Source organism: Streptomyces sp. NPDC046866, assembly GCF_040704625.1.
Classification (GTDB): Bacteria; Actinomycetota; Actinomycetes; order Streptomycetales; family Streptomycetaceae; genus Streptomyces.
The window spans coordinates 262447-274091 of record NZ_JBEYXN010000007.1 but is presented as its reverse complement, the minus strand read 5'-3'; the positions used below and the strand labels follow the sequence as shown (position 1 = coordinate 274091).

Annotated in this window: 10 protein-coding genes; 4 read left to right on the top strand and 6 right to left on the bottom strand. The window is 75.7% G+C overall.

Going from position 1 to position 11645, the window contains the following annotated elements; all coding sequences use genetic code 11:
• Positions 1–22: 22 nt before the first annotated feature.
• Positions 23–667: a dihydrofolate reductase family protein gene (locus tag AB0953_RS14255; RefSeq protein ID WP_366859733.1), complete on the top strand. Its 645-nt coding sequence runs from the start codon at positions 23–25 to the stop codon at positions 665–667.
• A gap of 6 nt (positions 668–673) precedes the next feature.
• Here AB0953_RS14255 and AB0953_RS14250 read toward each other — a convergent pair whose 3' ends face one another.
• Together AB0953_RS14250 and AB0953_RS14245 are read right to left on the bottom strand one after the other, a co-directional pair.
• Positions 674–1516 carry a class II glutamine amidotransferase gene (locus AB0953_RS14250; protein WP_366859732.1) on the bottom strand — a complete coding sequence of 281 codons (843 nt, stop codon included), beginning with the start codon at positions 1514–1516 and terminating at the stop codon, positions 674–676.
• Positions 1517–1643: 127 nt separating this feature from the next.
• Entirely contained in the window at positions 1644–2018 is a 375-nt protein-coding gene (locus AB0953_RS14245) for a hypothetical protein (RefSeq protein WP_366859731.1), read from the bottom strand.
• Positions 2019–2105: 87 nt separating this feature from the next.
• On the opposite strand from AB0953_RS14245, the gene AB0953_RS14240 reads away from it, so the two are divergent.
• From AB0953_RS14240 to AB0953_RS14230, 3 genes are all read left to right on the top strand, one after another.
• A complete protein-coding gene (locus AB0953_RS14240; RefSeq protein WP_366859762.1) occupies positions 2106–2834 on the top strand; it encodes a DUF72 domain-containing protein in 729 nt (242 codons plus the stop codon).
• 174 nt (positions 2835–3008) lie between these two features.
• Positions 3009–3653, top strand: a complete 645-nt coding sequence (locus tag AB0953_RS14235) for a DUF4360 domain-containing protein (protein ID WP_366859730.1) — start codon at positions 3009–3011, stop codon at positions 3651–3653.
• A 48-nt stretch (positions 3654–3701) separates the two neighbouring features.
• Positions 3702–4379, top strand: a complete 678-nt coding sequence (locus AB0953_RS14230; RefSeq protein WP_366859729.1) for a DUF4360 domain-containing protein — start codon at positions 3702–3704, stop codon at positions 4377–4379.
• A gap of 105 nt (positions 4380–4484) precedes the next feature.
• Here the strand turns inward: AB0953_RS14230 and AB0953_RS14225 are convergent, their stop codons facing one another.
• The 4 genes from AB0953_RS14225 to AB0953_RS14210 form a co-directional block, all read right to left on the bottom strand.
• A complete protein-coding gene (locus tag AB0953_RS14225) occupies positions 4485–5924 on the bottom strand; it encodes an Ig-like domain-containing protein (protein WP_366859728.1) in 1440 nt (479 codons plus the stop codon).
• Positions 5925–6194: 270 nt separating this feature from the next.
• Positions 6195–8432: a bifunctional serine/threonine-protein kinase/ABC transporter substrate-binding protein gene (locus AB0953_RS14220; RefSeq protein ID WP_366859727.1), complete on the bottom strand. Its 2238-nt coding sequence runs from the start codon at positions 8430–8432 to the stop codon at positions 6195–6197.
• 6 nt (positions 8433–8438) lie between these two features.
• Entirely contained in the window at positions 8439–10607 is a 2169-nt protein-coding gene (locus AB0953_RS14215) for a bifunctional serine/threonine-protein kinase/ABC transporter substrate-binding protein (protein ID WP_366859726.1), read from the bottom strand.
• Positions 10607–11503 carry a hypothetical protein gene (locus tag AB0953_RS14210; RefSeq protein ID WP_366859725.1) on the bottom strand — a complete coding sequence of 299 codons (897 nt, stop codon included), beginning with the start codon at positions 11501–11503 and terminating at the stop codon, positions 10607–10609. Before AB0953_RS14210 ends, AB0953_RS14215 begins: the two co-directional genes overlap by 1 nt.
• Positions 11504–11645 lie beyond the last annotated feature (142 nt).

Here is an 11645-nt window from a genome sequence, read left to right as displayed (position 1 = left end):
GCCGACTCACCGGGAGCACGCCATGGGCCTCATCGACATCGAGTTGTTCGCCACCCTGGACCTCGTCGGGCAGGCGCCCGGCGGGCCCGACGAGGACCCGGTGGGGTTCCCCTTCGGCGGCTGGCAGGCGCCCCTGCTGGACGAGACCGCCGGGGCCCAGATCGCCGCCGCGTACGAGGGCACGGACGCCCTCCTGCTCGGCCGGCGGACGTACGACATCTTCGCCGCCTACTGGCCCCGCGCGGAGGGCGGGCAGGACGGCGGGTTCGCCGCGCTCTTCAACCGCATCCCGAAGTACGTGGCCTCCCGCGGCCGGCCCGACCTCTCCTGGGCCGGGTCCACGCAGCTCGGACCCGACCTGGCCGCCGCGGTGCGGGAGGTCCGCGACCGCCACGAGCAGGTGAAGGTCGTCGGCAGCCTGGACCTGGTCCAGAGCCTCCTGCGCGAGAAGCTGTTCGACCGCCTCGACCTGTGGCTGCACCCGATCGTGCTCGGGGTCGGCAAGAAGGTGTTCGCCGGCGGCGCGGTCCCCACCAACCTCACGCTCCTCGCACCCCCGGCAGCCGGCCCGAAGGGCACCGTCCACCTGCGCTACGGCCTCGCCGGGGGCACGCCGGCCACGGGGGACATGAGTGCCCCCGGCCGCGGCCTCGGCACCGGAGCCTGAACCGGCTCAGGGCAGTTCGGGGATGAACGGGAGGTAGTCCTCAGGTCCGGCCCAGGGGACGATCGCGTAGCTGGCCTCGGGGAGCTCGTTCCACAGGCCCGGCAGGTCCCCGAGGGGTTCGGAGACCACCAGGCGGGTGTCGTCGGACACCTTCCGCAGGTAGGGCAGCTCCGGGTACAGCTGGCGTACGTCCTCGGCGCGGCTGCTGTAGAACAGCGAGCGGGACTTCCCCTGGCTGGAGTAGCGGAAGGCCCACACCCGCGAGCCGTCGCTGACCGCGATCGTCATCTGGAGCGGGTCGGCCACGCCGTGCTCCTTGCCGAGCCGCTCGACCAGGCCCGCCATCCGGGCGACCGCGCCGGGGACGTCCTGGTCCAGGCCGAACGTCACGGCCAGGTAGAACATCACCTCGGAGTCCGTCGAGCCCTCGATGCACGGGAAGAGGGCCGGGTCCACGGCCATGCACAGGTCGCGCTGGAGGCGGTGGAAGTCGGTGATCGCGCCGTTGTGCATCCACAGCCAGCGACCGTGTCGGAACGGGTGGCAGTTGGTCTGCTGGACGGCCGAACCGGTGGACGCCCGGACGTGCGCGAAGAACAGCGGCGAGCGGACGTGCGCGGCGAGCTCGCGCAGGTTGCGGTTGTTCCAGGCCGGCCCGACGTCACGGAAGACGGCCGGGGTGCCGTCCTCCTTCTCGGTGCTGTACCAGCCGATGCCGAAGCCGTCGCCGTTGGTCGACTCGACCCCCATGCGCGAGTGCAGGCTCTGGTCGATCAGGGAGTGTTCCGGCTGGTAGAGCACGGCGTCGAGCAGCATCGGCGTGCCGGAGTAGGCGAGCCAGCGGCACATCAGCATCATTCCTCTCCCGCGCCCCGTCCGTCACTCGGTCCGAGCCTAGCGCGGCCGGGGCCGCGCCGCCGTGCGGCCTCCGGACCGGCCGGCGCTGCCGGCCGGTCCGGACCGGTGCCGACGGGGGCTAAAGGCGTTCCTCCATGCGGATGGCTTCCTCCAGGTCCTCGCGGGCGGTGCCCCTGTGGCCCTCCTGCTGCTCCAGCAGGGCCGCGGCGATCGCGTCGAGCTTGCGCTGGACGGCGTGTTCGGCGCGCCGCTCGGTGTTCTTCAGCAGGGCCAGCAGGAGGAGGGACACCGCCCCGATGGAGTCTCCGGCCAGGTGCTGCCACTCGATGGGCAGCCCGACGGCGTGCACGGCGGCGAAGCCCGCCACCAGGCCCACGCACAGCAGGGAGAAGACGGCGGAGCTGGTGAAGTTCGAGGCGAGCTCGGCCAGCCGTTCGAAGCGGCCCGAGCGCTCCTTGTCGCCGCTGCGCTCCGCCGGATGCCGGAAGGTCATGGGGGGCGCCTGCCCCGCCGGGCCCGCGGCACACTCCCGGCCCCCGGCCGGATGCGGTGCGTGCCCGACCCCGCCATCATCGGCACCATGCCCGTGCTCGTCGGAACCTCCGGATGGCAGTACCGGGACTGGGCGGGCGTCCTCTACCCCGCCGGCCGGCCGCAGCGCCTGTGGCTGGAGGAGTACGCCGGCCATTTCGCCACGGTCGAGAGCAACAACGCCTTCTACCGGCTGCCCTCCCCGGAGACCTTCGGGGCCTGGCGCGAGCGCACCCCGCAGGGGTTCGTCTTCGCGGTGAAGGCGAGCCGCTTCCTGACCCACATCAAGCGCCTGCGCGAGCCGGCCGAGCCCGTGACCCGGCTCATGACGCACGCCGCCGCGCTCGGCGACCGGCTCGGGCCGGTCCTGCTGCAGCTGCCGCCCACGCTGCGCGCCGACCCGCAGGCCCTCGACGCCTGCCTCGCCTGTTTCCCCTCGGGGACCCGGGTCGCGGTGGAGCCGCGCCACGCCTCCTGGTGGCATCCGGACGTGCGGGCGGTCCTGACCGCCCGCGGCGCCGCGCTGTGCTGGGCCGACCGCGGCTCGCGCCCGGTGACCCCGCTGTGGCGCACCGCCGACTGGGGCTACGTCCGCTTCCACGAGGGCCGGGCGCGGCCGTGGCCGCGCTACGGGGCGCGGGCCCTGCGCACGTGGGCGGCCCGTATCGCCGACACCTGGCCGCGAGAGGCGGACGTGTTCGCGTACTTCAACAACGATCCCGGCGGCGCGGCGGTCCACGACGCCGACGCCTTCCGCGCCCTGCTGCCGTCGTCCTAGCCGGTACGCCCCGCCCCGGCCCGGTCGGCCGCCGCGGCCGGCGCCGGGCGCCCATTCCGGCCAGTGCACGACCCCGCCGGGGTGTTGGCCGTTTCACGGCCTTCCCAGCCCCCGCACCGCGTGGTGGCATGTCCATGCCGAAATTCCGTCGACTCCGGATGAATGGAGAAACGCATGGTGCTGCGCAGGCTGGCCGTGGGAACGGCGGTGGCGGCGCTGTCCGCGCTGGCCCTTCCCGCCCAGGCGGACACGGCCGCCTATCCGCCCGGGAGAATCACCGTCGACGTGGTCGGCGTCAACGGCTCGGGGTGCCCGCAGGGGACGGCGAGCGTCGCCGCCGCCTCCGACAACACCTCCTTCACCGTCACGTACAGCAACTACCTCGCCCAGGCGGGAGGCGGCTCCGGCGGGACCGACTTCCGCAAGAACTGCCAGCTGGCCCTGCAGATCCACGTGCCGCAGGGCTTCACGTACGCCATCGCCCGCGCCGACTACCGCGGCTTCGCCCACCTCCAGCGCGGGGCGTACGGCCAGGAGCGCGCCAACTACTACTTCCAGGGCATGGCCCAGACGGCCCGCACCACCCACCAGTTCAACGGCCCGTACAGCGACAACTGGCAGGCCGGCGACCAGACCGACTACGCCGACCTGGTGTGGGCGCCCTGCGGCGAGGAGCGCAACCTCAACGTCAACACCGAACTGCGGGTCTACCCGGGCACGTCCAGCCCGCAGTCCCTGAGCTTCATGAGCATGGACTCCACCGACGGCAGCGTCAGCACCGTCTACCACTTCGCCTGGAAGGAATGCCCCCGGGTCTGACACGGCGTGAGCGCAGGAACCACCGAATCACGGTCAGGAGAGACAACGATGTCCCGCAGCCTGTCCCGCACCCTGTTCACCGGCGCCGCGGCCGCCGCGCTGATCGCCACGGCGGCGCCCGGAGCCGGGGCCGCCGGCCACACCCCGCAGATCACCGCACCCCCCGACAAGATCGTCATCGAGCTGGCCACCGTCAACGGATCCGGCTGCCGCGAGGGCACCGCCCAGGTGGCCGTCGCCCCCGACAACACCGCCTTCACCGTCACCTACAGTGACTACCTCGCGCAGGTCGGCCCCGGGGCGCCGCCGACCTCGTTCCGCAAGAACTGCCAGCTCAATCTGCGCGTCCACGTCCCGTCCGGGTTCACCTACGCGATCGTCCAGGCCGATTACCGCGGATTCGCATTCCTCCAGCCCGGCGCATGGGGCCAGGAACGGGCGAACTACTACTTCCAGGGAATGCCGCAGACCACCCAGCGCACCCACCAGTTCAACGGCCCGCACAACGACAACTGGCAGGCGACCGACAAAACCGAGTACGCGGATCTGGTCTGGGCGCCCTGCGGCGAGAAGCGCAACTTCAACATCAACACCGAACTGCGCGTGAACGCGGGGACCTCCAACCCGCAGACCGCGACCAGCTTCATGACGATGGACTCCACGGACACCAGCGTCAGCACCCTGTACCACCTCGCCTGGCAGGTGTGTCCCACGCCCAAGCACTAGCGCCGGCAGACACACCGGCGCCGCCAGGCACACCCCGCCCGCGGGCCCCACGCCCGACCGCCGTACTCACGAACCGGCCGACCGTCAGCGGCCGGTGCGGCGGCATCAGGCCAGGGGCTGCAACCGCGACGGAGTGCGCGCCGCCGGCTGCGACACCGCCGCACGGGCCGGCAACGGCGCATCCGCGAGCGCGCTGCCCGCCAGCCAGGCCCGCCAGTCGACGTTCCAGTCGCCGAAGCCGTTGTCGAACGGGGCCATCGGCTCGCCGCCGCTGTTCACCACCCGGACGACGTCGCCGATCCGCACCGTGTCGAAGAACCAGGCCGCGTTCGCCGTGCTCATCCCGGTGCAGCCGTGGCTGACGTTCTCCTTGCCGTGCGAGGCGGCCGACCAGGGCGCCGCATGGACGTACTCGCCGCTCCAGGTCACCCGCGTCGCGTAGTAGACCGGCAGGTCGTAGAACTCGTTCGTGCCCCTGGGGATGCCGACGCTGTCCCCGCGCATCCGGACCTTGTACTCCTGTCCCAGCACGACCTTGATCCCGGTCCGCGTCCGGAACCCCGCCTTCCCCGTGGTGACCGGGATCCGCCGCAGCACCCGCCCGTTGCGCCGTACGGTCATCTCGTGCGCCGCGGCGTCGGTGAGGGCCTCGACCCGGTCCCCGACGGTGAACTCCACCGGCTCCGACGGCCCGCCGTAGGTGTGCCCGTCGATCTCCACCCCGTCGAGGCCGCTGCTCACGCGCACCACCGCGTGCGCGGGCCAGTACGTGCGCGGCCGGTAGTGCAGCGTCGAGCCGTCCACCCAGTGCCAGGCACCCTCGACCGCGGGCTCCGAGCTGACCTGGAGCGACCGCTCGACCCGGGCGCGGGCCTCCCGGTCGGAGGCCGCGACCGGACGGCTCAGGGACGCCGTGACGATCTGCCCCACGCCGTACGTGCCCGGCCTCGGCCCGAACTCCGCCGTGAGCCGGCCCCCCTCCGGGGGCGGGGCCGTCCGGAACGCCATGGTCGCCCCGACCGAGGTCCCGGCCGCGTCCTGCGCCCCGACGTGGACCGTGTACAGCTCGCCGGCCCGCAGCGGCTCCGTATTGGCCCAGCGGCGGCCGTGGCGGTCGAGGGCTCCGCCCACGTGGCGCCCGTGCGCGTCGCGGACGGTGACGTCGGTGAGCTGCCCCGGCTCGGCCAGGCCGATCTCCAGCGGGCCGCCGGGGTCCGTCGGGAGGAGCACGGTGTGCCCCGCCCCGGCCCGGCCCGGCCGGGCTGTGCCCGGCCCGCCGTCCTCCCTCAGCACGGCGCCCGCCCCGCGGGCGGTGGCCCGTACGCGCCGGACGTGCCGGCCGGCGCAGGTGCCGTCGCGGAACGCCTGCCCGGAGCAGGCCGCGGTGCCGCCGGGGCCCGCCTCCAGGGAGCGGCCCACCAGCAGCGTGACGAAGGCCTCCGCGTGGCCGCCCAGGTAGGCGGTCCCGGGGCGCTGGGGGACGCTGCCGGGCGCGGCGGCGACGAGGAGGGCGGCGCCGGCCGCCGCGGCGGCGACGGCCCACACCCGGTGCGCCCGGCCCCTGCGCCCCGGCGCCGCATCCCCTGCTGCCGGCGCCGCATCCCCTGCCTGCGAGGTGCGCCCGACCCGTCCCGCAAGCCCTGCCTGCTCTTCTGTCCCTCGTGCACCGTGCGTCGTCGACATCGGCCCGCCGCCCTCCCAGATCGCCCCTGACCGGATGACAGCATCACAGCGCCCACGAGTCGAAATGATGATCATCCACTCGGGTCGTACGGCCGAACGGGCGCACAGGAGCACCCCGACGGCGTAGCGCCCTCACGAGGCCGCGGTCACGTCCGCATACGGGCCGAGGTACCGGAACGCACCCGACCGGACCTCGTGGAGGTGCGCGACCCGGGTGCCCGAGAGCATGTGGGTGTCGCCGTCGAAACCGAGCGGTTTCGCCAGCCCCCGGTACGGCGTGCGGAAGATCCGCCGCGACAGCCCGGGCCGGTCGCGCCCCTCGCCCTCCAGGCCGCCCAGCGCGGCCGCCACCAGCCCCACCGCGTCGTACGCCTCCAGGGCCCAGCGGGCCGGCGGCTGCCCGTACGCGGCCCGGTGCGCGGCGGTGAAGTCGGCCGCGCCGGGCACCCCCGCCGGGTCCGCGAAGAACGTGCCGAACAGCCACCCCTCGGCTGCCGCGCCGGCCGCCGCCAGGAACGCCGGCTCCATCACCCGGCCCGTGCCCATCCGCGGCCCCGCGAACCCGGCAACGCCGAGCGCCCGCGCGAAGGCTCCGGCCCGCTCGGCGGAGGTCCCCGCGTACACGGCGGCCTCGGCGCCGGCCCGGACGAGCGCTTCCACCGCGCCGGCGAAGTCGGAGCCGTCCGCCGGGATCCGGTGGACGGCGACCGTGCCCTGTGAGGGCGGGCTCTGCTGCAAGGCGCGGGTGAGCTGCCAGTCCGCACCGCCCGCGCCGCCCTCGTCCTCCACCACGGCGGTGCGCCGCACGGGCCGGACCCGGGACAGGTAGTGCAGCACCGGCAGCGCGATGCCCTCCGCGCCCGCCCGGGTGTCGACCAGCGTCCGCCACTGGGCCTGCGAGGCCTGGCCGCTGTTGACCGAGACCAGCAGCAGCGCGAGGTCCGCGGCCAGGCACGCCGCGGCCAGGGCCGGCACGGGCGCCTCCCAGGTGGGGCCGATGACGGCGACCACGGCCGGATCGGCGATCAGCTGCTGCACGGCCCGCTGCGCGCGGACGGCGTCACCGCCGTCGTCCGCGGTGCGCAGGGCCAGCCGGAACGCGCCGTCCGCGCGGGCGTTGTGCCGGTCCACGCCGAGCCGGACGCCCCGCTCGTGCGCCTGCCCGTCGGCCGCGCCGGGACCGCTCAGGTCGGCCTGGAGGGCCACGGTGTACGTGGGCGGCGTGCCGCCGCCGGAGGGCGGGTTCCCGCCTCCCGCACCGCTGCGGCCGCGGGAGGCGTACCACGCCAGCGGGGCCCCGGCGGCGATCAGGGCGCCGCCGGCCGCGAGCACCCTCCGCCGCGTCATCAGCCCGCCGCCGGGCTGCGGCCGGGCCGCCCTGGTACGGGCGCCGGATGCCGCTCCCGCCGCCGCGTCGAGCCGGGTGGGCTCCGGGACGGGCAGCTCCAGGGCGCGCGTGGAGCGCTCGGCGATCAGCCGGGTCAGCGGCGCTGGCAGCCAGTCGCCGCTGTCGGGGCCGCTGCCCGACCCGCTGCCCGACCCGGGCCCGGTGCCGGTGTCGGCCGACTCGCCGCCGAGCAGGGCCCGCAGCCCCGCCGGAGTGGGCCGCTGGGCCGGCTCCTTGGCCAGACAGGCGGTGACCGGCCCGAGCAGCTCCGCCGGCAGACCGTCGAGTACGGGTGCGTCGTGGACCGTGCGGAACACCACCGCGGCCGCATGCCCGCCGCCGAAGGGGCCCCGCCCGGTCGCCGCGTACGCCAGCACGCAGCCGAGCGAGAACACGTCGCCGGCCGGGCCAGGGGCGGGAGCGCCCGCCCGCGCCTGCTCCGGGGCCAGGTAGCCGGGCGTGCCGACCACCGCGTCGGCGGCGGTCAGCGTCGTCGCCCCGGCGGCCCGCGCGATCCCGAAGTCGATCAGCCGCGGCCCGTCCGGGGCGAGCAGGATGTTGCCCGGCTTGACGTCGCGGTGCACCAGCCCGGCCGCGTGCACCTGCTCCAGCGCCTCCGCGAGCCGCACCCCCAGCGCCCGCACGCTCGCGGCGGGCAGCGGCCCGTACCCGCCGACCGCCTCGGACAGCGACGGGCCCGGGACGAACGGGGTGGCCAGCCACGGCTCGCGCGCCTCGGGATCGGCTGCGACCACCGGCACCACCCACCGCCCCGACAGCCGGGCCGCGGCCTGCGCCTCGCGCCGGAACCGGGCCCGGAACGCCGGGTCCGCGGCGTGGTCGGCGCGGATCACCTTCACCGCGACCAGGGCGCCCGCCGGGGAGCGCCCCAGGTACACGGTGCCCATGCCGCCGGAGCCGAGCCGGCCGAGCAGCCGGTGCCCCCCGACCACGGCCGGGTCGGCGGGGGAGAGCGGGCGCACCGGGCGCTACCCCGCGGCGGGCCCGCCGACCGGGCCCACGTAGCGGATCGCTGCGTTCTCCACCCGGTGGAGGAAGTAGGCGTTGCCCTTGACCTGGCGGTGCTCGTCGAACACGTACTCCTTCGCCACCCCGCGGTACGTGCCCCGGCCGAGCGCGGAGAGCAGCGCGGCGCGCGCGGGCCGGGCGCCGCCCTGCGCGGCGGAGGTGAGCCGGTCGATGACCAGCCCGGCCGCATCGTAGGCCTCGATCGTCCAGGGAGCGGGCGGCACGCCGTACCGGTCCCGGTGGTCCTGGACCAGCCGGGCGGCCCGCGGCTCCGCGGGCCCGGTGTACGGGGCGAGGAACTGCCAGCCCTCGGCGGCCCCGCCGGCCCCGCGGAGGAACTCCGGCCCGGCGACGGCGTAATCGGCGGCCCGGGGCCCCGTGAACCCGGCCGCTACCAGCAGCCCCGCGACGTCCGCGGCGCCGGCCGGGGTGCCGGTGTAGAAGAACGCGTCGACGCCCTGGGCGAGCATGTCCGCGACCACCGGCGAGCGGTCGCGGGTGCCCCGGGGGACGACCCGCGCGTAGTGGGCCGCCTGCGGTGCGACGAGCCCGATGGTGCGGCCGGCGTTGAGCACCGCCTGCCAGCCCTCGGAGTCCCCGTCGCGGTCGCACAACAGCCCCAGGCGGCGCGCACCCTGGGCCCCCGCGAGCTGCTGGGAGACGGCCGCGCCCTGACCCAGGGAGAGCGCGGAGTTCTGGAAGAAGCTGCGCCGGTCCGTGACCCCGAAGACCGTTCCCAGCGCGGACACCGTCAGCACCGGCAACGCCGCTTCCCCGTACGGCTCCAGACAGGGCATCACGGAGGCGTTCCCGGTGGGGCCGATCACGGCGAGCACGTCGCGGTTGCCGACGAAACCGGCCGCGACGGCCGCGGAGCGGGCGGCCAGCCCGGCGTCGTCGGCGGTGACCACACCGAGCTCGAACGGCTTGTCGACACGGGAGTTGAAGGCCTCCACCGCGAGGCGCACCCCGCGCTCCTGGGCCTGCCCGGCCGCCTGCTGCGGCCCGGACAGGTCGGCGTGCACCCCGATCAGCCACTGCCGCGCCGCGGGCCGTGCGGGCGCCGTGCGGGCGTCCGGCTCGCGCAGCGCGAGCCAGGCGGCGATGGCGCCGCCCGAGGCCAGCAGCGCGCCCGCGGAGCCCAGGCCGAGCAGCCGCCGGCGCGTCAGCCCGGGGGCTTCTCCCGTCCCCTCTCCGGCGTCGGCGGCCGCCCCGTCGGCCAGGGTCTCCTCGATCCCCGGCAGCGCGAGCAGGGCGGAGGCCCGCCCCGCGATCGAGGCGACGACGGGATCGGGCAGCCAGCCCGTGCCCTCGCCGGGTTCGTCCTCGACCAGGGCCTCGTCCAGCTCCTGCGCGCTGGGCCGGATGTCGGGATGCTTGGCCAGGGCCGTGCGCAGCAGCGCGGTCAGCTCGGGGTCGGCGAGGAGCTCCGGGCCGAACTCGGGCTCGTCGTGGACCGTGCGGTAGAGCACCGCGTCCACCGCCCCCGTCCCGAACGGCAGCCGGCCCGTGGCCGCGTACGCGAGCAGGCAGCCCAGCGAGAACACGTCGCCCGCAGGCTCGGCCGCGAGCCCGCGGGCCTGCTCGGGGGAGAGGAAGCCGGGCGTGCCGACCACCACGTCGGTGGAGGTCAGGGCGGTGTGCTCGCCGCCGCGCGCGATGCCGAAGTCGATGAGCCGCGGCCCGTCCATGCCCAGCAGCACGTTCCCGGGCTTGACGTCCCGGTGCACCAGGCCCTGCCCGTGCATCACGCCCAGCGCCCGGGCCAGGGCCTTGCCGAGGATCCGTACGGCCCGCAGCGGCAGGGGCCCGTGGGCGGCGACGGCCTCGGCCAGGGAGGGGCCCGGGACGAACGCGGTGGCGAGCCAGGGCTCGGCCGCCTCCGGGTCGGCTCCGGTGACGCGTACCGCCCACGGGCTCTCCACCCGGGCGGCGATGGCCGCCTCGCGGCGGAAGCGGGCCCGGAAGTCCGCCTCGTCGGCGTACTCGACCCGGATCACCTTGACGGCGGCGAGCGCCCCCTCGTCCGTGCGGCCGAGGTAGACCACCCCCATGCCGCCCGCGCCGAGCCGCCCGAGGAGGCGGTAGGAGGCGATCCGGGACGGGTCGGAGGGCTGGAGCCGCTCCATCAGCCGCCTCCCTTCGCGAGGGCCTGCTTGAGCTGGATCATCAGCCTGCTCGTGCCCTGCACCACGAGGGCGTTGAGGGCGTCGTCGCCGAAGCCCGCCGCGCCCTTGCCGGCGACGGCCACCGTCACGGGGCCGAACTGGCCCTGCGACCACACGTACCGGTAGGGGCCGCCGTCCTCCTCGCCGACGTACTGGCCGGATTCGGTGAAGGCGTCCTCCGTCCAGCCGTTGAGCTGCTCGCCCAGGTAGAGCGAGGCGCCCCACAGGTCCGTCAGCTCCTCGCCGGCGTTCAGCACCTGGCGGGGACAGCGCAGCACCTCCTCCATGGCGTGCGCCGTCTCCCAGCCGGACTCTTCGCGGGTGCGGTGCACCGTCACCGTGGCGTTGATCCGCACCCGGCCGTGGCCGCTGCCGGCCGGAACCTGGAAGTGCCGGGTGCTCGTGGCCAGGACATCGGGCGGCAGCGCGGTCGTCTGCCACACGCAGCGGTCGTCGAGGACCGGCCAACGCCCCGGGGCGCTCTCGAAGGGGCTGCTGCGCACCACCTCCGGGCCGAAGGCCTCGCGGTCGATGACGACCCGGTCGAGGAGGGCGCGCGCTCCGGCGGCGTCGACCGGCTGCTTGGCCTCGTCCAGCGCGGGCACCAGCGGCGCCGCCCCCGGTCCGCCGGTGCTGCCCGCGCCGGTGCCGCCCGGGCCGCCGTCCCCGGTGCCGGGAGCGGGGGACGCGGGTGCGGGTGTGGCCGTGGCCGCCGACGGGGTGCCTGCGGCGCCCCTGGGTCCCGTGCCGGCCGACGACGTGCAGCAGGTGAGGGCGAGCAGCCCCGCGGCCGCGCAGCCCGCGGCGCGCAGCGACCACTGCGCCCTCCGTTGCCCGTATCCCCCCGACCGCCCCACGGCGCTGATCGTACCCCGCGGCGGGGAATGTCAAGTCGGTTATGAGAAAGCTTGGTTGGAGCACGGGCGCACATCGGGGCCGCGCCCCGGCCCGGGTGGCGCAGGCCCGTGCGGCGGGCGTCGGGCGACGGTGCGGGCCGGG